The sequence below is a fragment of the Meridianimarinicoccus zhengii genome (assembly GCF_003254465.1).
In the GTDB taxonomy this organism is placed as follows: Bacteria; Pseudomonadota; Alphaproteobacteria; order Rhodobacterales; family Rhodobacteraceae; genus Meridianimarinicoccus; species Meridianimarinicoccus zhengii.
Genome location: NZ_QDFI01000041.1, coordinates 14,816 through 37,767 on the forward strand (window position 1 = coordinate 14,816; position 22,952 = coordinate 37,767).

Here is a 22,952-nt window from a genome sequence, read left to right on the forward strand (position 1 = left end):
GCTGGGACCCTGTTCTTAGGCTTTCGCCTTTCGCGCGCGGTTCAGGCTGCCTATATCGGCGCTGACCGAGTGCAGGGGAACGATACATGGCCGACACGAAACATACGCGGGCACTTATCATCGGATCGGGTCCGGCGGGATATACGGCTGCGGTCTATGCCGCCCGCGCAATGCTGAATCCGATCCTGGTGCAGGGGCTTCAGCCGGGCGGGCAGTTGACGACGACGACCGACGTGGAAAACTGGCCGGGCGACACCTCCGTCATGGGGCCCGACCTGATGGTGCGGATGGAAGCACACGCCCGCGAAATGGGGGCCGAGCTGGTCACCGACATGATTGCCACGCTCGACCTCTCGAAGCGGCCCTTCACGGCCACTGCCGACAGCGGAACGGTCTTCACCGCCGACGCGGTGATCCTGGCGACCGGGGCCCAGGCGCGTTGGCTCGGCCTGCCGTCGGAGGAAAAATTCAAGGGCTTCGGCGTATCGGCCTGCGCGACCTGCGACGGGTTCTTCTATCGCGGGCAACAGGTCGTCGTCGTCGGCGGGGGCAACACCGCCGTCGAAGAAGCGCTGTTCCTGACCAACTTCGCCGAGAAGGTCACGCTGGTTCATCGCCGTGACAGCCTGCGCGCCGAAAAGATCATGCAGGACCGCCTGTTCAAGCATCCCAAGATCGAGGTGCTCTGGAATCATACGCTGGACGAAGTGACGGGCACGGACGACCCGCTCGGCGTCGAAGGCGTGCGCTTGCGCCACGTGGATAGCCGCGAGATCACCGAGATTCCGTGCAAGGGCGTGTTCATCGCCATCGGTCACGCGCCCGCCTCGGAACTGGTGAAGGACAGCCTTGAGACGCATCACGGCGGCTATGTCGTGGTCAAGCCGGGGACCACTGAAACCTCCGTTCCGGGCGTGTTCGCGGCGGGCGATCTGACCGACCATGTTTATCGCCAGGCGGTCACGAGCGCTGGAATGGGCTGCATGGCCGCGCTGGAGGCCGAGCGGTTCCTGGCCGCCCAGGATGCCTAGGCGTTAATCACGATTTGCGATTGCGCGCCCTCGCGTTTGACAGCGGCGGCGCCAGACGGCTAGCGAAGCGGCATGGAATTTTCTTCATGCCGCTTTCATCATCGATGCTGTCCGACAATGCCTGCGTTCTGTGCGGCGCTTGTAGCTTTGGCCTGTGCCTCGGCCACCCTGACGCACGGCGCGTCGCTCTCTCTCGGGGACAGTCTGTGCGTGGAAAACTGCGCACCCGTGGACGACCTTCCGGACCGTTTGAAAGACGATACCTCGACCGAACCGGGTCGGCAGGATCTGATCCTGCCGCCGCGGCGGGTGGAGGATCGGAGCTTTCTCGGTGACTTCATGCCTGCCCCTCCGGTGCGGCAGGGGGGCGGTCTGTTGGGCGGGGATGGCAGCGACACGTCACCACCGGCCCCGCGATAGCGTTCAGTGCACGTGGACCGGTTGCATGTCGTGCTGCCGTGCCACGGCGAAGGCCAGCGTGCGCCCATTCACGAGTGCCAGCCGATCCCCGTTCGCCGCGTGCAGCGCATAGATGTTGTGCGTCGCATCGGCCTGAGCGCGGATCGGCTCGGGCAGTTCCGCGGCGGGTACCGGGCGGACATAGACGATCCGGTTCCTGTTTTCTTCCATCGTGATATCGTGTGGCGTATCCATGGTCATACCCCTTTGCTGATCTTGATCCGTTGCATCACCGCGTCCGGCATGGCGCGCTCCAGATCGATGTGCAGGAGCCCGTTTTCCATCGACGCACCGCGCACCTCGACCCCGTCGGCCAGCACGAAGCTGCGCTGGAACTGGCGCGCGGCGATCCCGCGATGCAGAAACGTCCGCTCCGTCCCGTCGTCATGGCTGCGACCGCGGATCACGAGCTGCCGGTTTTCCACGGTGATCGCAAGGTCGTCCTCGGAGAACCCGGCAACGGCGAGCGTGATCCGGTAGGACCGGTCGGACGTCTGTTCGATGTTGTAGGGCGGGTAGCCGTCATTGCCGGTCTTTGCGGTCTGTTCCACCAGCCGTTCGAGCTGTTCGAAGCCCAGCAGAAAGGGGTGCGTCCCCAGAGTCAGTTTTGTCATGGACACGTCCTTGAATAAGCGACTGTGCGGCGGCCCCGGCGTCGCGGCGACCTTGGTGGGATATGGGGATTGCCTTGCGCGTTGCAAGAACGCCACCCCGCGCAAGGCTTTTCACGAAGGCGGATTTTGGGTATTCACGTCGCACCGGACATGCGAGGCATGGGGATGAACGCTTTCGGACAGATGACCCATAACGATGTGCTGCGGGTGAAGCTCGAGGTGCTGCGCCGTGAACATCGCGACCTGGACGAAGCCATCGCGGCGCTGGAACACGCCTCGCGCGGGGACCACCTGACGCTGCGCCGGCTGAAGAAGCAGAAACTGATGCTGAAGGACCGGATCAGCCAGATCGAGGACCAATTGCTGCCCGACATCATCGCCTGACGCCGTTGCAGCCGCGCCGCGCGCCGGTATAGTGCCGCTTCGCGCAAGCAACCGCCGGAGGGGCGCATGTCACAACCCGTCGTGGGCATCATCATGGGCAGCCAGTCGGACTGGCCCACCATGAAGGCTGCTGCCGAGATCCTCGATACGCTTGGTGTCGTCTACGAGTCGCGCATCGTGTCGGCGCATCGCACGCCCGACCGGCTGTGGGATTACGGGCGCAGCGCGGTCGAACGTGGCCTGCAGGTCATCATCGCCGGTGCTGGCGGTGCGGCGCATCTACCCGGCATGATGGCGTCGAAGACGCGTCTGCCGGTCATTGGTGTGCCCGTGCAGACCCGCGCGCTCAACGGCGTCGACTCGCTCTATTCCATCGTTCAGATGCCGCGCGGCTATCCTGTCGCCACTATGGCGATCGGTGCGGCGGGTGCGGCCAATGCCGGGCTGATGGCGGCGTCCATCCTGTCGCTCAGCGATCCCGTTCTCGCGATGCGGCTGGACACATGGCGCGCCGATCTGTCGGCGTCGATCCCAGAGGAACCCGTGGATGACTGATCCCCTTGCCCCCGGCGGGACCGTCGGCATCCTCGGCGGCGGGCAGCTGGGCCGGATGCTGGCACTGGCGGCGGCGCGGCTGGGGTTGCGCGCCCATGTGTTCGATCCGGTGGCGGAGGGGCCCGCGCAGCAGGTCTGCGATGCGGTCACCATCGCGCCCTACGAGGACGCCGCGGCGCTGGCGCGCTTCGCCGATGCCGTCGATGTCGTGACCTATGAATTCGAGAATATCCCAACGGCGGCGCTGGACTTGATCGAAGACCGCCGCCCGATCCGTCCTGGCCGCCGCGCGCTGGCGGTGTCGCAGGACCGGCTGACGGAAAAGCGGTTCCTGCGCGATCTCGGGCTGGCGACGGCGCCGTTTGACGACGTGACCACCCCCGAAGACTTGGTCAAGGCGCTCGACAAAGTGGGCCGGCCCGCGATCCTGAAGACGCGGCGCTTCGGCTATGACGGCAAGGGGCAGGTGCGCATCGCGCCCGGCGACGATGCGGCTGCGGCACTTGCGTCGCTGAACGGCGCACCCGCCATCGCCGAAGGCTTCGTCGATTTCACGCACGAGGTGTCGGTGATCGGCGCGCGGGGCCTTGATGGCGCAGTGGCCTGCTTCGATCCGGGCGAGAACCTGCACGAATCCGGCATCCTGCGCCGCACCACCGTGCCCGCGCGGCTCACGCCATCCCAGCGCAGCGATGCGGTGCTCGTCGCGGCGCGCATCCTCAACGCGCTCGATTATGTCGGTGTGATGGGGGTGGAACTGTTCGTGACGCAAGGCGGGCTGGTGGTGAACGAGATCGCGCCGCGCGTGCACAATTCCGGCCACTGGACCCAGAACGCCTGCGCTGTGGACCAGTTCGAACAGCATGTCCGCGCCGTGGCGGGCTGGCCATTGGGCGATGGGCACAGGTACGCCGACGCGGTGATGGAGAACCTGATCGGCGACGACGTGGACGCATGGCCCGCCCTCGCGCGCGAACCCGGCACGGCGGTGCACCTTTACGGCAAGGCTGCCGCGCGACCGGGCCGCAAGATGGGACATGTGAACCGGATCACGCCGCGCCGGGCATGAACCGTTCGGCGAGCGGGCTGGTGAGATAGGTGAACCGCCCCGCGGCGAGAGTCGCACCCACCCGCCCGGTGACCCGGTCGAGGATCACGATATCGGCGCGGCTTCCCGCCGTCAGCCGCCCGCGATCCGTCAGCCCCAGCAACCGTGCCGGCCCTTGTGACACAAGCCCCCACGCGGTGGCGAAATCGCAAACTCCTTCGCGCACCAGCGTCAGCGCGGCAGCACGCGGCGCCGGGTAGTGGTAGTCGGAGGCCAGCGCGTCGCACAGCCCCGCCGCCACGATATCCCGCGCGCTGACCTTGCCCGCGTGGCTTGCACCGCGCACCACGTTGGGCCCGCCCATCACGATGCCGTCGCCGCCGTCGCGCGCCGCCTGTGCCGCCGCCTCCGTTTCGGGAAACTCCGCGATCCGCGCGCCAAGGTCGCGATACAACGCCCGGCGCTCCGGCTTGGGGTCGTCATGGCTGCCGATCCGCACACCGCGCGCCGTCAGCCGTGCGGCCAGCGCCGCGACCGCCCCCGGCACGCCATGCCGTTCTGCATGGATGCGCTGCAGCAGCGCGAGATGCGCCTCGGGGCTGCGCCCGGCCTTGAGCGCCTGCCCGGTCAGGCGCGGCGGCGTGCGCCCGGCATCCAGCCGGTCATGGGGCAAATGGTCGTTGAACACGAGGTAATCGATGCCCGCGCGCGCGATCATCTCCTCGACCATGTCGAAGGCCTCGGTCAGGTGGGTCTCCAGCCGGATCTGGATGCGCAGATCCGTCGCCACCTGCGGCGCCACCGCCTGCCACGCCGCGACCAGACGGGCGGCAAAGTCGGGTCCGCGCATCCCGCCTTCCCAACTGACGAACTGCGCCAGCACCGCGGTGGTGATGCCGTTGGCGGCCAGTTCGGCCTCCAGCGCGTATAGTCCATCCGCCATGTTCGGCAGCGCGCCGCGGCGCACGGCGACATGGCGCTCGAACCCGTCTCCATGGATGTCCACGATGCCGGGACAGACCGTCCAGCCGGACAGGTCCACCGTGCGGCCCGCAGGCGCATCGGCGACGGTGCCGTCGGCGATGGCCAGCGGTTCGGCGTCGATCCCGTGGGGGCGCAGCACGTCGGCCCCGGTGATGGTGAAGGCTGATCCGGTCATGGCCCCGCTTTGCCCCGTGCCGCGCCCTTGCACAACCCGCCGCACGCGGCCATGCAGGGCGGATGAACCTACCAGCCCCGCGTCTTGCCGTCCGTGCCGTGATCCGTGATGCGGACCGGGTGCTCGTGGTCAACGCTTTTCCCGATCCCGCCCGCGACCTGTGGTGCCTGCCCGGTGGCGGTGTCGAAGCCGGATCGTCGCTGTCCGACAACCTGCGCCGCGAGGTGGCCGAGGAAACCGGCCTGACCATCGCGCCCGGCCCGATCTGCCACGTGGGTGAATTCCACGATCCGGACAGCGGCTTTCACCAGGTGGAACTGGTCTTTCACGCCACGGTGACGGGCGGTGTGCTCGACCCCACGTGGCGCGACCCGACCGGCGTGGTCCACGCGCGCCGCTTCGTGACGGCGGAGGAACTGTCTGGCCTGCGGTTCAAGCCCGATGCCCTGCCGGACCTGGCATTCGGCACCCCGCCCCGGATCATCCCCGCCGCGCTGGTGCGGATGGTGCGGTGACGGCCAGTGCGATCCCGGCAAGCACCACCACGGCTGCGACAGCGGCGCGCAGCCCGACCGCCTCCCCCAACAGCGCTGCGCCGCCAGCCATGGCGATCACGGGCACGCTGAGCTGCAGGACAGCCGCGGTACTGCTGGCGATCTGCGGCAGCACCCGGTACCAGAGCGCATAGCCCAGCCCCGAGGTCACGGCACCGGACACCACCGCCAGCAGCGCGCCGCGTATGCCAAGCCCGTCGCCGCCGACCGCGGTCAGGGCAAGAAGCCCCGCGGGCAGGGCCAGCAGGAAACTGCCCGCCATCGTGCCCAGCGGGTCGCGTCCGCCACGCCCTTTCAGGGAAAAGATGCCCCAGCCGATGCCGGCGGCGGTCATCAGCGCGGCCCCCGCAAACGGCGGTGCGGCGGACCCGGCAGGCCACAAGAGCCCTGCCAGCCCCGCCATTGCCAGGCCCGCGCCCAGCCATCGCCGCGCCGAAATGGTGTCGCCCGCGACGACACCGCCGGCGAACATGGTGATCTGCACCGTGCCGAACAGGATGAGCGCCCCGAGCCCCGCGTCGAGCGTGACATAGGCGAAAGAGAAGCCCACCATGTAGGCTGCCAGCGCGGCGGCATGGCCCACCCGCAAGCCGCTGCGCACCCGCGTCATGCCGTTCGGCCCGCACAGGACCAGCGCGCAGAGAATCGCCGCGCCCGCCGCGAGCCGGAGCGCGGCAAATGCGGCAGGCCCGGTTTCGCCTTCGACCAGGGCGAGACGGTTCAGAAGGGAATTCGCGGCGAAGGCGGTCATCGTGGCGGCACAAAGCACCGCAAGCCCAAGGCCGGGGCGACGTTCGGTCATACGTCGGCGAACGGGGCCGGATAGGCCAGCGCGACCACCGCGGACGCGGTTTCCGCGGCGATCGGGAAAAGCCCCGTGTACTCCGCCGGATAAAGAGACTGGAGCCGGGCAGGCCCGCCGAAGACGAACCCGAACCGACCATAGTAGTTCGGATCGCCCACCACCACGACGGCTTTCGCATGGGCCTGCCGCGCGCGGTCCAGCGCATAGCGGACCAGTTCGCTGCCGATGCCCTTGCCCTGATCCTCGGTGCGCACGGCGACAGGTCCCAGCGCCAGCCAGCCCTGGGGCGCGTCGAGCCGCGACAGGCAGACATGCCCCACCAGCCCGTCATCGTCCTCGGCCAGCAATTCGTCGGCGACATGCCCGCCTGCGCGCAGGTCCTGCACGAGGGTCCATTCATTGGCCTGTCCGAAGGCGCTGACCAGCAGGACCGATAGCGGCGTGTCGTCATCGGGCTTGGGATTTCTCAGTCGCAGCATGGTTTGCATCCTCAGGTGTCGGCATATTCAAGGGCAGCCGCGCGCGGCGCGCAAGCGGTTCCGGGTCCATGCGACGTTGCTGCGTGCTGCCGGACGCCACCCTGACGTGGTCGCGTGGGGCCACGAAAAAGGGGCCGCCCGAAGGCGACCCCCTGAAACATGCGATGCAGCGCGTGGCTTACATCATGCCGCCCATGCCGCCCATGTCGGGCATGCCGCCGCCGCCACCGTTGGCGCCTTCCTTCTGCGGCTTGTCGGCCACCATCGCTTCGGTGGTGATCAGCAGGCCCGCGACCGATGCGGCGTCTTCCAGCGCGGTGCGGACGACCTTTGCGGGGTCGATCACGCCGTAGCTGAACATGTCGCCGTATTCTTCGGTCTGCGCGTTGAAGCCGAAGGACGCGTCGTTGCTTTCGCGGATCTTGCCCGCGACGACAGCCCCGTCCACACCGGCGTTTTCGGCGATCTGACGCAGCGGTGCTTCCAGCGCGCGGCGAATGATCGCGATGCCGGCGTTCTGGTCGGAGTTCACGCCGGTCAGGCCTTCGAGAACCTTGGTGGCCTGCACAAGTGCGACACCGCCGCCCACGACGATCCCTTCCTGCACCGCGGCGCGGGTGGCGTTCAGCGCGTCATCGACGCGGTCCTTGCGCTCCTTCACCTCGGTTTCGGTCATGCCGCCGACGCGGATGACAGCGACGCCGCCCGCCAGCTTGGCCACGCGTTCCTGCAGCTTTTCACGGTCGTAGTCCGAGGTGGTTTCCTCGATCTGCTGACGGATCTGCGACACGCGCGCCTCGATCTCGGCCTTTTCGCCGTGACCGTCGACGATGGTGGTCTCGTCCTTGGTGATCGACACCTTCTTGGCCGAGCCGAGCATGTCCATCGTGACATTCTCGAGCTTCATGCCCAGGTCTTCCGAGATCACCTGGCCGCCGGTCAGGATCGCGATGTCCTGCAGCATGGCCTTGCGGCGATCACCGAAGCCCGGCGCCTTGACGGCGGCGATCTTCAGGCCGCCACGCAGCTTGTTCACCACGAGGGTGGCCAGCGCTTCGCCTTCGACGTCTTCCGCGATGATCAGCAGCGGCTTCTGCGACTGGATCACGGACTCGAGCAGCGGCACCATCGGCTGGAGCGACGAGAGCTTCTTCTCGTGCAGCAGGATCATGCAGTCTTCGAGCTCTGCGACCATCTTGTCGGGGTTGGTCACGAAATAGGGCGACAAGTAGCCGCGGTCGAACTGCATGCCTTCGACGACTTCGGTTTCGGTCGTCAGGCCCTTGTTCTCTTCGACGGTGATCACGCCGTCATTGCCGACCTTCTGCATCGCGTCGGCGATCTGGCGGCCGATTTCGGCTTCGCCGTTGGCCGAGATGGTGCCGACCTGTGCGACTTCGTCGGTGCCGGTCACGTCGCGGGCCGCAGCTTTGATGGCTTCGACGACCTTCGAGGTGGCCAGGTCGATGCCGCGCTTGAGGTCCATGGGGTTCATGCCGGCGGCGACCGCCTTCATGCCTTCCTTGACGATGGCCTGGGCCAGCACGGTCGCGGTGGTGGTGCCATCGCCCGCTTCGTCATTGGTGCGGTTGGCCACTTCCTTGACCATCTGCGCGCCCATGTTCTCGAACTTGTCTTCCAGTTCGATTTCCTTGGCGACAGTCACACCGTCCTTGGTGATGCGGGGCGAACCGAACGACTTGTCGATCACCACGTTGCGGCCCTTGGGGCCCAGCGTCACCTTCACGGCATCGGCCAGAACGTTGACGCCCTTGAGCATCCGGTTCCGTGCATCGATGTCGAAACGTACTTCCTTAGCAGCCATGTGTCATGCTCCTTGGTTCGATTTTGGAAAGGGGATCACGCGAGGGGCCAGTCAGGCCGCCGCAGCCGCCGCATCGTCGGTGATGATCCCGAGGATGTCGCTTTCCTTCATGATCAGCAGCTCTTCGCCGTTGACCGTCACTTCGGTGCCCGACCACTTGCCGAACAGGATCTTGTCGCCTGCGCTGACGCCCATCTCGATCAGTTCGCCGCTGTCCTTGCGTGCGCCGTCGCCACATGCGACCACGACGCCTTCCTGGGGCTTTTCCTTGGCGCTGTCGGGGATGATCAGACCGCCCTTCGTCTTGTCGTCGGATTCGACGCGGCGGACCAGAACGCGATCGTGAAGCGGTTTGAATGCCATCTTCTGAGACTCCTTCGCTCAGTGTTTCTCCCGTGTTGGCACTCAGCCGAGGCGAGTGCTAACGCTCCGCAGATAGACAGAAGCCAATGCTGCGTCAAGATGGCGTGATCGGGAAATTGGCACTCAGGCGTCCAGAGTGCCAAGGAAGGCGTCGATGGCGCTGTCGGGGGTGGACCAGTCGCAGACCAGCCGCGCGGTGACAGGCGCCGCAACGTCCGCCGGGCTGTCCCATTCGATGTACGTTGCCCCGGCAGCCCGCAGGCGCGTATCCGTGTCGCGGGGCAGCTTTGCGAAGACCATGTTGGCCTCGGGCGGTGCCGCCAGCGCGATGCCGCGCGCGGTCAGTCCCGCTGCCAGTCGATCCGCCTGAGCGTTGGCGCGCGCCGCAAGGTCAAGCCACAGTGCGCCGTCCAGATACGCGGCCATCTGGGCGGCGAGATAGCGGTGCTTGGAAAACAGCTGTGCCGCGCGTTTGCGGCGCAGTTCGAATTCCCACGCCCGCGCGGGGTCGAACATCACCACGGCCTCCACGGCCATCAGCCCGTTCTTGGTGCCGCCGAAGCTGAGCACATCCACACCGGCCTTCCATGTCATCTCGGCAGGCGTGCAGCCCAGCCGCACGAGCGCGTTGGCAAAGCGTGCGCCGTCCATGTGTACGGGCAGGCCATGGCCGCGCGCCACGTCCGTCAGCGCGCGCAACGTGGGCAGGTCGTGGACTGTGCCCAGTTCGGTCGCCTGCGTGATCGATACCGGCCCCCGCTGCACGCCATGCACGCCCCGCGATTCCTCGGCGGCGATGGCGCGCGCGAGCGCGTCCGCGTCCATCCGCCCATCGGTTTCGTCCAACAGCGTCAGCTTCGCGCCATGGGTGTAGAATTCGGGCGCGCCGCATTCGTCTTCCTGGATATGCGCGTGGCGGGCACAGAACACCGTCTGCCACGGTTGGGCAAGGCACGCGAGCGACAGCGCATTCGCCGCCGTGCCCGTCGCCACGAGATAGACCGCCGCTTCCGGCGCCTCGAACACGTCGCGGATCTGCGCGGTGACGCGCGCGGTCAGGTCGTCGGCGCCATAGGACGGCGCGTAGCCCTCGTTCGCATCTGCCAGCGCAGCCATGACCGCCGGATGCACCGGCCCCGTGTTATCTGACGTGAACTGCATCAGAGATCCTCAATGATATGGTCTTCCCAGTCCTCTTCCGGAACCTCGAATTCGGGCACGGTCCAGCCGCGCACCGAAATGCCCGCCTTGTGCACGCTGTCCGGGTCACCCGACACCAGGGGGTGCCAGTCGGCCAGCGGCTGGCCGTCATGCAGCAGCTTGTAAGCGCAGGTTCCGGGCAGCCAGTAAGCGACATCGGGCAGGGTCGCCGGGGACAGGAACACGCAATCGGGCACGAATGCGCGACGGTTTTCGTATTGTCCGCAGCGGCACGTCTCGCCGTCCAGAAGGCGACAGGCGACGCGGGTGAACCAGACCTCGCCGGTATCCGCGTCCTCCAGCTTGTTCAGGCAGCACTTGCCGCAGCCGTCGCAGAGCGCTTCCCACTCCGCGGCGTTCATGCGGTTCAGCGGCACGGTTTCCCAGAACCGCCGGCGCAGGCCGGGCGCGTCGGCGGGGCTGCGGGTCACGGTGCCTCCGGCAGGGCGGCGAGGATCGCGCGGGCCTGCGCGCTGTCGGCGTCCATCTGGACCACCAGCGCATCCACCCCGTCGAACCGCATCTCGGGGCGCAGGAAATCCACCAGCGCCACGGAGAGTTCGGCCCCGTAGAGATCGCCCTTGAAGTCGAACAGAAATGTTTCGAGATTCGCGGTGTTCTCGCCGAACATCGGCCGAACGCCCAGCGACGCCACCCCGTGATAGCGCCCCGCATGAGGGCCCGTCAGCACGTCCACCAGCACGGCATAGACCCCCAGACGCGGCAGGTGCAGCCCGTCCAAACCCATGTTCGCCGTGGGATAGCCCAGCGTCCGGCCCCGTTTCTCGCCATGGATCACGGGGCCTTCGATCCGGTGCCAGTGGCCCAGCATCGCGGCGGCGTCGCGGGGGCGCCCCTCGGCCAGCGCGTCGCGGATACGGGTGGACGACACGCGTTCGCCGCTCGTGAAATGTTCCAGCGCCGCGATGGTCACGCCGAAGCCCATCGCGGCGCCGAACCGGCGTAGGTCTTCCGCGTTTCCGTCGCGCCCCTTGCCGAAGCAGAAATCCGCGCCGACCGTGACATGGGACAGGCCCAGACCGTCCACGATCACTGCGCGCGCGAACTGTTCCGCCGACAGCCCGGCCATGATGGCATCGAAGGGCAGGTCGAACAGCAGTTCCACCCCCAGTTTTTCCAGCCGGTGCGCCCGCGCGTCGGGGGTCATAAGCCGGAACGGTCCGGGCGCGCGTCCGAAATATTCGCGCGGATGTGGATCGAAGGTCACGATCCCCAACGGCCCGGTGGCCGCCGCTTTCGCCAGCGCGATCACCGACTGGTGGCCACGATGCACGCCGTCGAAATTCCCGATGGCGGCGCTGGCGCCGCGGGCATCTTCCGGCAGGTCGGTGAAGCGGTCGAAACGGCGCATGGGCGCGGCCTAACCTATCCCCGGACCGGTGCCAACACCGTCGCCTCGCCGACGACCACTAGCGTGTCGCCGATCCGCGCCTCGCATTCCAGCTTCACCCGCTTCTTCTCGGGAACGATCTCGGCCACGGTCACGGATGCCACCACTTCGGACCCCAGCGGCACCGGCGCAAGGAAGCGCAGGCTCTGGCCCAGGTAGATCGTGCCATGCCCCGGCAGCCGCTCGCCCAGCAGCGCCGAGAACAGGCTGCCCACCAGCATCCCGTGCGCGATGCGCTGCCCGAAGATCGACGCTTCGCCGGCGGCGTCTTCAAGGTGGATCGGGTTGCGGTCCTCGCTCACCTCGGCAAAGGCGCGCACCGTGGCGTCGTCGATCACCTTGGTCAGGCTGCGGGACTGGCCCACCGCCAGATCCTCCAGATACACGGTGCCGGTCGTGTCGGTCATGTCCGGTCTCTCTCCCTCAAGCGCGCGCGGTTTTCTGGGTGTGGCCTAAGCCGGGTGCGTTGCCGACACAAGCGGTCAGCGCAGCCGCCCGATGGCATAGGTGACGGTCATCTTCTGGTCGGCCAGATAGGCGTCAAGCTGCGCCTGGTCCGGCTGGTCCGCCGCCGCGCTGCCCGTTCCGGTCTGTTCCGCGACGATGCCACCCGTGACGAACAGCACGTCCAGCCCTTCGCCGATGGCCCCGGCAAGATCGGTGGCAGGCCCGTCGCCCACGCACAGGATGCGCGGTTCGGCACCCGGGTCCATCGCCGCCAGCCTGCGCCGTGCAAGGTCGTAGATCGGCGGGTGCGGCTTGCCGAAATAAAGGCTCTGCCCCCCCATCTCGGTATAAAGCTGCGCGATGGCACCCGCGCACCACAGCCGTGTGTGGCCCTTGTCCACGACGATATCGGGGTTCGCGCAGAGCAGTTTCAGCCCGCGCGTCTTGGCGAGCAGGAGTTGCGGGCGATAGTCGTCTGGATGCTCGTTCTCGTCATCCACAAGCCCCGTGCAGGCGACCCCCTCCGCCTGATCGAGCGGGACAAGTTCGACATCTGACGGCGGCAGGTCGTCGGCCAGTTCGGTGAAGAAGGTCAGGTCCCGTTCCGGGCCGATATGGTAGACCTTGCGCCCCACCACGCCGCGCACCAGTGCCGCCTGCGCGCTGTCGCCCGACGTGATGACGTCGTCATAGCAATCGTCCGGCGCGCCAAGCTGGGCCAACTGCGCGGCGACCTGCCCCCGCGGACGCGGCGCGTTGGTCAGCAGGAACACCCGCCCGCCGCGCTGCCGGAACCCGCGCAGGGCGGCCACGGCATCGGGAAAGGCGCGCTCGCCATCATGCAGGCACCCCCAGATGTCGCAGAACAGGGTGTCGTAATCGGCCGAGATGTCGGCAAGGGCGGCAACGATGCAGGTCATGGAGGCTCCGGGATGCTTGGGTCGCCGTCTCTATGCCAAAGCGCACGCGGCGTGACCAGAAGCTGCGAGGCCTGTCGGGCCGGTTCGGGCAGAACCGCAGGTCCACACGGCCAGCGCGCCACACGGTTCCGTTATCGCCGCTGCCGGCGGGGCAGGAGCGTGCTAGGATTTTGGCTACAATGACAGGGAGAAACCGATGACCGAACCCACCCGCCGCAAGGCCAGCGACTTCGATCCCCGCATCCTCGAGATCTTCGACGGCTACGTGCATGGCAAGATGACCAAGCGCGACTTCATCAACCAGGCCGGGAAGTATGCCGCCGCCGGTGTCACCGGGGCGATGATCCTTGAACAGCTCGCGCCGAACTACGCGCTTGCGCAGCAGGTGCCACTCGACGATCCGACTATCGAAACAATGACCGCCGAATACGACAGTCCCCACGGGCACGGCACGATCCGCGGGTTGATGGCGCGCCCTGCCGGGGCCGCAGGGCCACTGCCCGCCGTGCTGGTGGTGCACGAGAACCGGGGCCTGAACCCCTATATCGAAGACGTGGTGCGCCGCGCGGCGAAGGCTGGGTATCTTGCCTTCGGGCCGGACGGGCTGACCCCGCTGGGCGGCTATCCCGGAACCGACGACGAGGGGCGCGAGATGCAACGCAGCCTGGATGGTGCCAAGCTGATGGAGGATTTCTTCGCGGCCTTCGAATTCCTGCGCGACCATGCGGACAGCACCGGGCGCGTGGGTGCCGTGGGGTTCTGCTATGGTGGTGGCGTATGCAACGCGCTCGCGGTGGCCTATCCCGATCTGGCCGCGTCGGCGCCGTTCTACGGACGTCAGCCCGACGCGGCGGACGTGCCTTCCATCGAGGCCCCGCTGATGATCCACTACGCCGGTCTGGATGAGCGGATCAACGCGGGCGCCGCCGCCTATTCCGAAGCGCTGAAGGCGAACCAGAAGGCGTTCAGCATGCATTTCTACCCGGACGTGAACCACGGCTTCCATAACGACACCACGCCCCGCTACGACGAGGCGGCGGCGACACTGGCATGGGACCGGACGCTGAATTTCTTTTCCAACCACCTGACCTGACGCGGGTCAGCGGCGGGCGAGGAAGCTCAACCGGATCAGCACCCGTTCGATCATGGCGCCCTGGGGTGCTGTCTGCCCGCCGCTGCGCAGGGCAAGGTCGGTGTCCACCAGCGCATGGAGCGCCTCTTCCAGCCGGGGGCGGCCCCATTGTGCCGCCTGCCGCTGCATCCGGTCCCGGCGCGGGCCGAACAGCGGCGGTCGCAGCGCCGCCACGCCTTGCGACGGTCCGCCCGGATGGGCGGCGATGGCGTGCAGGGTGCGGAAGTGGCGCAGCGCCCCGATGGCCATGGTGACCGGCGTGGTCCCCTGCGCCTGCAACCGTTTGAGCAGCGGGCCGAGCCGGTCGCTCGCGCCGTCGGCCACGGCGCCGAGCATATCGTCCAGTTCCGCCTCGGTGGACATGGGTGCGACGGCGGCGATATCGGCCGCACTGACGGGATCGGGGTCGTCCAGCTTGTAAAGCGCGAGCTTTTCCAGCGTCTGGGCGAAGTCTCCCGGATCGATCGTCTGCGCCAGTGCCACGAGATCGGCCATGGCGGGTGCGGGCAGGTCGCGCAAGCCCGCGCGGGCGACCATGGTCTCGACCTCCGCCCGGCCGGGCGGATCGGCATAGACCGCCGCCGCGACGGCCTTGGGGTGACCCTCGAACAGCTTGCGCAGGGCGTTGCCCTTGGTCAGGTTGCCCGCCACGGCGACGATCTGCGCGTCGCCGGGCTGCCAGTCGTTCAGTGCCGCCGCCGCGGCCTTGGCCATCTGTTCCGTCGCGCCGTCCACGAACACGACCCGCGGGCCGGGAAAGAACCCGGTGGCTCGCATCGCGTCCCCCAGCGCTGCAGGATCGCCGCGCAGGTCGCCGGGGGCAAGGCGGGTCAGCCGCATCTCGCCCGGTCCCTCCGGCCCGATCAGTCGCGCGATCACCTGTTCGCGCCGCAGCGCGCAGCGCATCGGATCGGGGCCATAGATCAGGATGCCCGCGCGCCCCGGGTCGGGCTTTTCGAAGAAGGCCAGCGCGTCGCGGGGGGACAGTTTCACGGGTCCGTTTCCCCCAGCAGCGCCGGTGCGGCCAGAAGGTCGATCATCACCCGGTCGGCGAGGATGACCATGAGCCGCTCGGTCGCGTCGATCTGCGCCGTGCGGACGGCAAGCGACGTGCCCACGGCGGAGAAGCTGTTGAACCCGTCCACGCGGCCAGCCTGCACGGTGTCGCCCGTGGCGATGTCGGTGAGGGTGTAGTCGACGACGCCGATCAGGTTGTACCGGTTGGTGGACTGCGCCGTGGTCACCGCGACCTGCTCGGCCGAAATGGACAGCGTGGTGGCCAGCCGGAACCGCGGCGCGGCCCCCGGCGGGCCGAGACGGTCCTGCAGGGCGCGCGTGAGGGTGAACTCGGTCTGTCCGCCGCCCTGCGCCACGATCGTGGCGCCGTCGAGTGCCGTGCCGCTGCCCGCGGGGCCATAGACCGGCCGGAACCCGCAGCTCGCCGCCAGCCCCAGCGCGCCAAGGCCGAGGGCAAGAATCCCGCGGCGGGTCGTGCGCGGGGACGTAAGGTCGACGGTGGCCGGCGCCGATGGCGCAGCGTTCCGTGACGGGTGGTCGTGCGGCTGGCGCCAAGCCTCGGACATGCGCGGCTGACGCCATGAGCCGAACTCGCGCGGCGGGCGCGGCGACCCGGACGTGCGCGGCCTAGACCACGACATTGACGATGCGGCCCGGCACCACGATCAGCTTTTTCGGCGCGCCGCCCGCCAGTGCCTTCTGCACGGCGGCGTCGGCGAGGACCTGCGCCTCGATCTCGGGTTTCGGCAAGTCGCGGGCGACGGTGAGTTCCGACCGGCGCTTGCCGTTGATCTGGATGGGCAGGGTGACCGTGTCGTCCACCAGCAGCGCGGGATCGGCCTCGGGCCAAGGCTGGCGGGCCAAAAGGCCGGTGCCGCCGAGCATCCGCCAGACCTCTTCCGCGAGATGCGGGGTCATCGGCGCCATGAGCCGCGCAAGGATGCGCAGCGCCGCGGCACGGTCCGTGGCGGGGGCGTCGGATTTCTGGATCGCAGCGGTGAAGGCGTAGAGCTTGGCGACGGAGGTGTTGAAGGCGAAGCCTTCGATGCCCTGCGTGACGTCATGGATCGTGCGTGCGGCGAGACGGGCCAGCGCCGGGTCGGAGACCCCTGCCGGGGCCGCCTCCGCGCCGCTTTCGCCCGCCTGCGGCAGGCTCGGGGCCAGTTCGGACGCCATGCGCCAGACGCGGGCGAGGTGCTTGTGGGCGGCCTCTGCCCCGGCGTCGGTCCATTCCACGTCGCGTTCGGGCGGGCTGTCGGACAGCATGAACCAGCGGGCGGTGTCGGCCCCGAAGCGGTCCACGATGCCGACGGGGTCGACGACGTTCTTCTTGGACTTGGACATCTTGGCGGAGGGGATGATTTGAATTTCAGTTCGCCCGAAAACGTTCAAGTAATCTTTAACCTGCTGCTCGTCATCTGGATCAAACTTGTCTTCCACCATTTCTGATCTAAGCACAGCTTCCCGCTGTCCACCAACGTCGCAAAACACAACGTCTTTCGGCAAGTGATACGCTTCATGGACAATTTGAATTTCGGTCCCGTCGTTTTCAGCAAACAGTTTTTGAGAAACGCTTCGGTAGATCTCGTGCGTCACCATCCCTTGCGTAAACAGCGCGTCGAAGGGTTCCGCCGCGCTGTCCGGCAGGTGGCCGCAGATTGCCATCGCGCGGGCGAAGAAGCGGGAATACAGGAGATGCAGGATCGCGTGTTCGACCCCACCGATATACTGGTCCACGTTCATCCAGTAGTCGGCTTCGGCCCGGTCCGTGGGCGTGGCAGCGCCCGGCGAGGTGAAGCGCGCGTAATACCACGACGAATCGACGAAGGTATCCATCGTGTCGGTCTCGCGCCGCGCGGGCGCGCCGCAGGCCGGGCAGGGCACGTTGCGCCACGCATGATGCCGGTCGAGCGGATTGCCGGGGCGGTCGAAGCTCACGTCCTCGGGCAGCTTGACCGGCAGGTTTTCCTTCTTCTCGGGCACCACGCCGCAGGCGTCGCAATGCACGACCGGGATCGGGCAGCCCCAGTAGCGTTGCCGCGACAGGCCCCAGTCGCGCAGGCGGTATTGCATGACGCCGGTGCCCCAGCCCTGACGCTCGGCCAAGTAAATCGTATTCTCAACGGCTTGTTCGCCGGTCATTTCATGACCAGCCTGCGCCACCGGGCGAACGTAAACTACTTTCTCGGTTCTAGGTGGGACAAACGCAACGTCGCTGCCGAGCTCTGGGGAGTCCAGCGGTGTTGGCGAGTTCGTTTTTTCAGCTTTTCTCTCCACGCCAAGAGAGTGGAAGACGTCCTTTACCGGCAGGTCGTATTTCCGCGCAAAGTCGAGGTCGCGCTGGTCGTGGGCGGGGCAGGCGAAGATCGCGCCGGTGCCGTAGTCCATCAGGATGAAATTGGCGATCCAGACCGGCAGCAGCCAGTCCGGGTCGAGCGGGTGGCGCACGCGCAGGCCCGTGTCCATGCCGCGCTTTTCGGCCTTTTCAAGGGCTTCTTCCGATGTGCCGGTGCGGCGGCAATCGGCGCAGAAGGCGGCGATGGCAGGGTTCTCGGCCTCCAGCGCCTTGGCCAGCGGGTGGTCGGGCGAGAGGCCCACGAAGGACGCGCCCATCAGCGTGTCGGGGCGGGTCGTGAAGACCTCAATCGCCTCGACCCCGTGGACGGGCGTTTCGCATGCGAAACCGAAGCGCAGGCCTCGGCTCTGGCCGATCCAGTTGGCCTGCATGGTGCGGACCTTGTCGGGCCAGCGGTCGAGCCCGTCCAGAGCCTCCAGAAGCTCTTGGGAAAAATCGGAAATCCGGAAGAACCACTGGGTCAGCTCGCGCCGTTCCACCAGCGCGCCGGAGCGCCAGCCGCGCCCGTCCTCCACCTGTTCGTTGGCGAGAACCGTCATGTCCACCGGATCCCAGTTGACCACGGCGGCCTTGCGATAGACGAGACCTTTCTCAAGAAAATCAAGGAACAGGGCCTGCTGCTGGCCGTAATATTCGGGATCGCAAGTGGCGAATTCGCGGGACCAGTCGAGCGACAGGCCCAGCGACCGGAACTGCGCCTTCATGTTGGCGATGTTGTCGTAAGTCCATGATCCTGGGTGGATTTTCCGTTCCATCGCGGCGTTCTCGGCGGGCAGGCCGAAGGCGTCCCAGCCCATCGGGTGCAGCACGTTGAACCCCTGCGCCGCCTTGTAGCGCGCGACCACGTCGCCCATGGCATAGTTGCGGACATGCCCCATATGCAGGTTTCCCGAAGGATAGGGAAACATTTCAAGGACATAGTACTTGGGGCGGTCCGGGTCGGGCCGGGCCTTGAAGACCTCGGCGGCGTCCCATTCCTGTTGCCACCTGGCTTCGATTGCGGCGGGGTCGTAGCGGGCCATGGGGCGTGTCCTGTCGTCTGGGGCGTCGGGATGCGACGTCAGTTCGGGCGATATGAATCGCGTATGACTTTCATATGACTCGCATATGACTCGGGTCGCCGGTTACAGCCGCCCGTCGGCGATGCGCAACTGCCGCGCGCGGGTCATGATCGCGTCCTCCACCGCGCGGGTGGTTTCCGCGGAGGCGGGGCCGTTGCGGGTCGCGAGTGCGAGGTTCAGCGCGCGCGCGTCGAGCGCGGGGTCGCGGATCTGCACCGTCGCGCGATAGGCCCGCCCGCCGCCCGGCGGTGTGCCGTAGCCATAGACCAGCAGCCCGGTGAACGGGTCGGCGCGTTCCAGCGGCAGGAAGCCGAGCACGTCCTGCGTGGCGTTCCAGAGGTAGCGGTTCACCTCCAGCGTCACGTTGGGGTCGTCGTTGTTCTGGAAGAGATCGAAGATGCTCGACTGCGTGGAGGTGTCGACGGGCGTGGTATCGTCCGACGCCGGAACGCCGCCACAGCTTGCCAGCGCAAGCAGGGCCAGCGCGCCGCCGATGTGACGCAGGGTGATGGGCAGGGATCGGGGCATGCGCGCGGTCATGGCGGGTTCCAGTCGGTCCGAACGGTCTGGCGCAATCCCTAGCCTGTGCCCCGCCCCGGGACAAGCACCGGGCGGCGCGGGCCCCAGCCCGTACCCCGCGCCCGGACAAGCGCCGGGCGGCGCGGTTGCACCGGGGGGTTGTGCGTGGCCTGTGGGGGCGGTTCAGGCCAGTGTGGCAAACCTGCACCATTTGCGGGGCGCAGATCCGGCGCGGGCCGGGGCATGCTTGTTTGCGGGGGGCGGAAGGTAGAAAGAGGCTGCAACTCAAACGGGGTGGCCCGCTTGAGGATCACCTTCAAAATATCCTGTGAGGGAAACCAAATGAAAAAGATTCTCCTGGCCTCGACCGCACTCGTCGTGTCGGCTGGCTTCGCAGCAGCTGAAGTCGTCATCGGCGGCGACGGCTACATGGGTGTTGCATATGGTGCATATGACGGCGACGGCATCTTCGACACCACCGACACGAGCGCTGACACGCGCACGTTCACTCGGGCGGACGGAACCACGTTCACCCGTAACGTCAGCAGCTACTCGTTCATCTATGACCTCGACGTTGATTTCTCCGTGTCGATGCAGTCGGACAGCGGCCTGACCTTCGGCGCATCGGGCGACTTCGACGATCTGGGCGCATCGCAGGGTGCACGCGGCTGGGACAACTCGATCTTCGTTTCGGGCGATTTCGGCACGATCACCATGGGTGACACCAACGGCGGTGCCGAGCAGGTGATCGGCGATCTCGCCGGTGTCGGTCTGTCCGGTCTGGGCGACCTGAACGAAACCGCGTTCCTCGTGACCGCCGGCGCACAGCCTGCTGGCCCCGTCGCACGCTACGACTACTCCGTGTCGGGCATCACCCTGTCGCTCGGCCTGACCGACGACGCTGGGTACAGCATCGGTGCCGGCTACGCGACGGACCTGTTCTCGGTCGGTCTCGCCTACGAAGCCGTCATGGAAGGCGCGACGATCACGCTGCTTGACCCGTCGAGCACGTTCATCCGGACGTCGGACGGTGCCTCCAACGCACTCACGACCACGGCTGGTGAAGACACCACCCACCTCATCGGTGCGGCGTCGGTCACCTTCTCGGGTGTGACACTGAAGGGGATCTATGGTCGTGCAGATCAAGACAATGTCGGTTCTGTGGACCAGTACGGTGTGTCGGCGGCCGCAGGCTTCGGCGCGGCATCCGTCACGGCTTACTGGCGCCAGCTGGAAACCGACCCTGACGTCGGTGCAAGCGTGACCACGAGCTTTTACGGCCTCGGCGCAGCCTATGATCTGGGTGGCGGTCTCGCGCTGGAAGCCGGCGTCGCACAGTACGACATCGACGAAGTTTCGGCAGCCAGCGGCAACACTGTCGTCGCCGACTTCGGTGTGTCGATCAACTTCTGATCCGACGGATCAACCGGTTGACGGAAAGAGCGGGCTTCGGCCCGCTCTTTTCTTTTGTGCGGGGGCGTGGTTGAACCGGCGCAAAGCGGGAGACAGCGACATGGGATTGCAGGATATCGAGGCACGGATCGCGGCGGCTTGCGCGGATGCGGGGCGCGATCCGGGCGACGTGCGGCTGATCGCGGTGTCCAAGGTCCAGCCGCTGGGGCGGGTCGAGGCGGTGCTGGAGGCCGGGCACCGCTGTTTCGGCGAGAACAAGGTGCAGGAGGCGGCGGGCAAGTGGCCGGATCTGCGCGACCGGTTCGGGCCGGTGGATCTGCACCTGCTGGGGCCGTTGCAGACCAACAAGGTGAAACAGGCGGTCGAGTTGTTCGACGCGATCCATTCGCTGGACCGGGAAAAGCTGGCCCGCAAGCTGGCCGACCAGGCGCAGGCGCGCGGGGCGTGCCCGGCGTTGTTCGTGCAGGTCAACACCGGCGAGGAACCGCAGAAGGCCGGGGTGCTGCCCGAGGCGGCGGACGATTTCGTGGCGGCGTGCCGAGCGATGGATCTGCCGCTGGCCGGGCTGATGTGCATCCCGCCGGTGGAGGAGGCGCCGTCCTTGCATTTCGCGCTGTTGCGCAAGATCGCCGAGCGCAACGGGCTGGCGGGCCTGTCCATGGGCATGAGCGCCGATTTCGAAGAGGCGGTGCGCCTGGGCGCGACCCATGTGCGCGTGGGTTCCGCTATCTTCGGGGAACGCGATTACGGCTGAGCGGGGCGGAGTAAAAATCTTAATTAAGATTCTTGGGCCCGTGGCGGTCCGGCTGGCAAGATGACCAGTCGTGTCTCGAAGCGGATGCGGGGGGCGAGCCACCGCAGGTCTTCGGGCGCGAAGGCGATGCAACCCTCCGTCGGGTGGCGCGGCTTGCGCCAGCGGTGGAGGAAGATTGCGGACCCCGCCCCGGCGCGCGCGCGCGGCCAGTTCCAGTCGGTCAGGATCACGAGATCGTAGAGCGGATCGGCGCGGCAGAGCCGTTCGTGGCTGTGCGCGTAGGGCGCGCGCACCATCAGGTTGTAGTTGTCCGGGTCGCGCGGGTCGTCCGACCATAGGTCCGTCGGGCCGATGGGCAGCGCCCAGTCGGCGGGCCGCGCCATCCGGTCGGGGCGGTAGAGCATCCCCACCAGCCGGTGCACGCCCGCCGGGGTCGCGCCGTCGCCTTCGCGCTTGTCGCGCGTGATGCCGCCGCGCCCGATGGCGCAGGGCAGGTGGCGGCCGAAGGCGCGGGCGCCGTGGGGCGTGACGACGATATCGGTGGGGCGCGTCACAGAAGGTGGCCGGATTTCGCCGCCTTGGTGTCCAGATAGGCGGTATTGTGCGCGCCGCGCCCGACCTGGAGCGGCACGCGTTCGACCACGTCGATCCCGTGGGACTGGAGCATGGCGACCTTGTTGGGGTTGTTGGTCAGCAGGCGCGCCGAGGTGAAGCCCATGCGGCGCAGCAGGTCCGCGCCGATGCGGAAGTCGCGCTCGTCATCCTCGAAGCCGAGCCGGTGGTTGGCCTCCACTGTGTCGAAGCCCTGGTCCTGCAGGGCATAGGCGCGCATCTTGTTGGCCAGCCCGATGCCGCGCCCTTCCTGGTTGAGGTAGAGCAGCACGCCCGCGCCCGCGGCGCCCATCTGCGCCAGCGCGCCGCGCAGTTGCGGGCCGCAATCGCATTTGAGCGACCCCATCACGTCGCCGGTGAAGCACGCCGAATGGAGCCGGGTGAGCACGGGGCGGGCGCGGTCGGGGTCGCCGATCTCGATCGCGTAATGTTCCGCGCCGCCGTTTTCGGGGCGGAAGACATGGAGTCGCCCGGCCTCGGACACCTCCATGGGCAGGCGGGCGTCGATCACGGGGGCATGGGGGCTGGCCGCGGCGGACAGGCGCAGCACCTGGGGGGCGGGCAGCAGGGTCAGGCCGGCCTGTGCCGCGACGGGGCCGGGCCGGTCGAGCGCCACGACGACGGCGGCGGGCAGGAGGCGGGCGGACTTGCACAGCCGTATTGCCGCGCGGTGCAGGTCGGCGCCGCCGTCGCGGTCGCTGGCGAGCGGCCCTTTCATTGGCGTGGCGAGATCCCCGGCCGGGTCGGCCAGCGCCGTGACCCAGGCGCGGCCCGCATCGTCGGGCAGGCGCACGCGCGCGACGTCGCCGTCATAGGCGCGGGCCTTCAGCGTCT

26 protein-coding genes are annotated in these 22,952 nt (G+C 67.6%); 8 read left to right on the forward strand and 18 right to left on the reverse strand.

Going from position 1 to position 22,952, the window contains the following annotated elements:
• Positions 1–86: 86 nt before the first annotated feature.
• The gene (gene trxB, locus DDE13_RS13635; RefSeq protein ID WP_111404846.1) at positions 87–1,031 is read left to right on the forward strand and encodes a thioredoxin-disulfide reductase; all 945 of its coding nucleotides are present in this window, start codon (positions 87–89) and stop codon (positions 1,029–1,031) included.
• A gap of 423 nt (positions 1,032–1,454) precedes the next feature.
• Here the strand turns inward: trxB and DDE13_RS13640 are convergent, their stop codons facing one another.
• Both DDE13_RS13640 and DDE13_RS13645 read right to left on the reverse strand, forming a co-directional pair.
• The gene (locus tag DDE13_RS13640; RefSeq protein WP_111404847.1) at positions 1,455–1,685 is read right to left on the reverse strand and encodes a DUF1150 family protein; all 231 of its coding nucleotides are present in this window, start codon (positions 1,683–1,685) and stop codon (positions 1,455–1,457) included.
• Positions 1,686–1,687: 2 nt separating this feature from the next.
• The gene (locus tag DDE13_RS13645; RefSeq protein WP_111404848.1) at positions 1,688–2,104 is read right to left on the reverse strand and encodes an Hsp20 family protein; all 417 of its coding nucleotides are present in this window, start codon (positions 2,102–2,104) and stop codon (positions 1,688–1,690) included.
• A gap of 165 nt (positions 2,105–2,269) precedes the next feature.
• Between DDE13_RS13645 and DDE13_RS13650 the strand changes: the two genes are divergently transcribed.
• The 3 genes from DDE13_RS13650 (at position 2,270) to DDE13_RS13660 (ending at position 4,112) form a co-directional block, all read left to right on the forward strand.
• Entirely contained in the window at positions 2,270–2,488 is a 219-nt protein-coding gene (locus DDE13_RS13650) for a YdcH family protein (RefSeq protein ID WP_111404871.1), read from the forward strand.
• Between the two features lie 66 nt (positions 2,489–2,554).
• Positions 2,555–3,043 (forward strand): 5-(carboxyamino)imidazole ribonucleotide mutase, encoded by a 489-nt coding sequence (gene purE, locus DDE13_RS13655; RefSeq protein ID WP_111404849.1) that lies wholly within the window; start codon positions 2,555–2,557, stop codon positions 3,041–3,043.
• Positions 3,036–4,112 (forward strand): 5-(carboxyamino)imidazole ribonucleotide synthase, encoded by a 1,077-nt coding sequence (locus DDE13_RS13660; RefSeq protein ID WP_111404850.1) that lies wholly within the window; start codon positions 3,036–3,038, stop codon positions 4,110–4,112. Before purE ends, DDE13_RS13660 begins: the two co-directional genes overlap by 8 nt.
• Here the strand turns inward: DDE13_RS13660 and DDE13_RS13665 are convergent.
• On the reverse strand, positions 4,093–5,250 hold the full coding sequence (locus DDE13_RS13665; RefSeq protein WP_111404851.1) for an alpha-D-ribose 1-methylphosphonate 5-triphosphate diphosphatase: 1,158 nt from the start codon (positions 5,248–5,250) through the stop codon (positions 4,093–4,095). The genes DDE13_RS13660 and DDE13_RS13665 overlap by 20 nt on opposite strands.
• Before the next feature lie 62 nt (positions 5,251–5,312).
• Here DDE13_RS13665 and DDE13_RS13670 point away from each other — a divergent pair, with 62 nt between their 5' ends.
• Positions 5,313–5,765: an NUDIX domain-containing protein gene (locus DDE13_RS13670; protein WP_111404852.1), complete on the forward strand. Its 453-nt coding sequence runs from the start codon at positions 5,313–5,315 to the stop codon at positions 5,763–5,765.
• Here the strand turns inward: DDE13_RS13670 and DDE13_RS13675 are convergent.
• From DDE13_RS13675 to DDE13_RS13715, 9 genes are all read right to left on the reverse strand, one after another.
• Positions 5,731–6,606 (reverse strand): DMT family transporter, encoded by an 876-nt coding sequence (locus DDE13_RS13675; protein WP_111404853.1) that lies wholly within the window; start codon positions 6,604–6,606, stop codon positions 5,731–5,733. The two genes, DDE13_RS13670 and DDE13_RS13675, sit on opposite strands and share 35 nt — an antisense overlap.
• Positions 6,603–7,088 carry a GNAT family N-acetyltransferase gene (locus tag DDE13_RS13680; RefSeq protein WP_162631011.1) on the reverse strand — a complete coding sequence of 162 codons (486 nt, stop codon included), beginning with the start codon at positions 7,086–7,088 and terminating at the stop codon, positions 6,603–6,605. The genes DDE13_RS13675 and DDE13_RS13680 overlap by 4 nt, the downstream gene beginning before the upstream one ends.
• Positions 7,089–7,266: 178 nt before the next feature.
• The gene (gene groL / locus DDE13_RS13685; RefSeq protein WP_111404855.1) at positions 7,267–8,913 is read right to left on the reverse strand and encodes a chaperonin GroEL; all 1,647 of its coding nucleotides are present in this window, start codon (positions 8,911–8,913) and stop codon (positions 7,267–7,269) included.
• 51 nt (positions 8,914–8,964) lie between these two features.
• Positions 8,965–9,276: a co-chaperone GroES gene (locus DDE13_RS13690; protein ID WP_111404856.1), complete on the reverse strand. Its 312-nt coding sequence runs from the start codon at positions 9,274–9,276 to the stop codon at positions 8,965–8,967.
• A gap of 123 nt (positions 9,277–9,399) precedes the next feature.
• Positions 9,400–10,437, reverse strand: a complete 1,038-nt coding sequence (locus tag DDE13_RS13695; protein WP_111404857.1) for a threonine aldolase family protein — start codon at positions 10,435–10,437, stop codon at positions 9,400–9,402.
• Positions 10,437–10,838, reverse strand: coding sequence for a YcgN family cysteine cluster protein (locus DDE13_RS13700; protein WP_235868704.1), 402 nt, complete (start codon positions 10,836–10,838; stop codon positions 10,437–10,439). Before DDE13_RS13700 ends, DDE13_RS13695 begins: the two co-directional genes overlap by 1 nt.
• A 65-nt stretch (positions 10,839–10,903) precedes the next feature.
• A complete protein-coding gene (locus DDE13_RS13705; RefSeq protein ID WP_111404859.1) occupies positions 10,904–11,848 on the reverse strand; it encodes a bifunctional riboflavin kinase/FAD synthetase in 945 nt (314 codons plus the stop codon).
• A gap of 14 nt (positions 11,849–11,862) precedes the next feature.
• Positions 11,863–12,294, reverse strand: coding sequence for a MaoC family dehydratase (locus DDE13_RS13710; protein ID WP_111404860.1), 432 nt, complete (start codon positions 12,292–12,294; stop codon positions 11,863–11,865).
• Between the two features lie 75 nt (positions 12,295–12,369).
• Positions 12,370–13,254 (reverse strand): TIGR01459 family HAD-type hydrolase, encoded by an 885-nt coding sequence (locus tag DDE13_RS13715; RefSeq protein WP_111404861.1) that lies wholly within the window; start codon positions 13,252–13,254, stop codon positions 12,370–12,372.
• Positions 13,255–13,450: 196 nt separating this feature from the next.
• Between DDE13_RS13715 and yghX the strand changes: the two genes are divergently transcribed.
• Entirely contained in the window at positions 13,451–14,347 is an 897-nt protein-coding gene (gene yghX / locus DDE13_RS13720) for a YghX family hydrolase (protein ID WP_111404862.1), read from the forward strand.
• A gap of 6 nt (positions 14,348–14,353) precedes the next feature.
• On the opposite strand, the gene holA is transcribed toward yghX, so the two are convergent.
• From holA to DDE13_RS13740, 4 genes are all read right to left on the reverse strand, one after another.
• Positions 14,354–15,379 carry a DNA polymerase III subunit delta gene (holA, locus tag DDE13_RS13725; RefSeq protein WP_111404863.1) on the reverse strand — a complete coding sequence of 342 codons (1,026 nt, stop codon included), beginning with the start codon at positions 15,377–15,379 and terminating at the stop codon, positions 14,354–14,356.
• Complete coding sequence (gene lptE, locus DDE13_RS13730) at positions 15,376–15,969, reverse strand: LPS assembly lipoprotein LptE (protein WP_162631012.1); 594 nt, start codon at positions 15,967–15,969, stop codon at positions 15,376–15,378. The genes holA and lptE overlap by 4 nt, the downstream gene beginning before the upstream one ends.
• Before the next feature lie 61 nt (positions 15,970–16,030).
• On the reverse strand, positions 16,031–18,781 hold the full coding sequence (leuS, locus tag DDE13_RS13735) for a leucine--tRNA ligase (protein ID WP_111404865.1): 2,751 nt from the start codon (positions 18,779–18,781) through the stop codon (positions 16,031–16,033).
• 102 nt (positions 18,782–18,883) lie between these two features.
• Entirely contained in the window at positions 18,884–19,360 is a 477-nt protein-coding gene (locus DDE13_RS13740) for a DUF3576 domain-containing protein (RefSeq protein ID WP_235868701.1), read from the reverse strand.
• Positions 19,361–19,681: 321 nt separating this feature from the next.
• Here DDE13_RS13740 and DDE13_RS13745 point away from each other — a divergent pair, with 321 nt between their 5' ends.
• Together DDE13_RS13745 and DDE13_RS13750 are read left to right on the forward strand one after the other, a co-directional pair.
• Positions 19,682–20,752, forward strand: a complete 1,071-nt coding sequence (locus DDE13_RS13745) for a porin (protein WP_162631013.1) — start codon at positions 19,682–19,684, stop codon at positions 20,750–20,752.
• 100 nt (positions 20,753–20,852) lie between these two features.
• Positions 20,853–21,506 carry a YggS family pyridoxal phosphate-dependent enzyme gene (locus tag DDE13_RS13750; RefSeq protein ID WP_111404867.1) on the forward strand — a complete coding sequence of 218 codons (654 nt, stop codon included), beginning with the start codon at positions 20,853–20,855 and terminating at the stop codon, positions 21,504–21,506.
• Between the two features lie 23 nt (positions 21,507–21,529).
• Here DDE13_RS13750 and DDE13_RS13755 read toward each other — a convergent pair whose 3' ends face one another.
• Both DDE13_RS13755 and ribA read right to left on the reverse strand, forming a co-directional pair.
• Positions 21,530–22,060 carry a L,D-transpeptidase family protein gene (locus tag DDE13_RS13755; RefSeq protein ID WP_111404868.1) on the reverse strand — a complete coding sequence of 177 codons (531 nt, stop codon included), beginning with the start codon at positions 22,058–22,060 and terminating at the stop codon, positions 21,530–21,532.
• On the reverse strand, positions 22,057–22,952 hold an 896-nt coding region (ribA, locus tag DDE13_RS13760; protein WP_111404869.1), incomplete at its 5' end, for a GTP cyclohydrolase II. The genes ribA and DDE13_RS13755, both read right to left, overlap by 4 nt.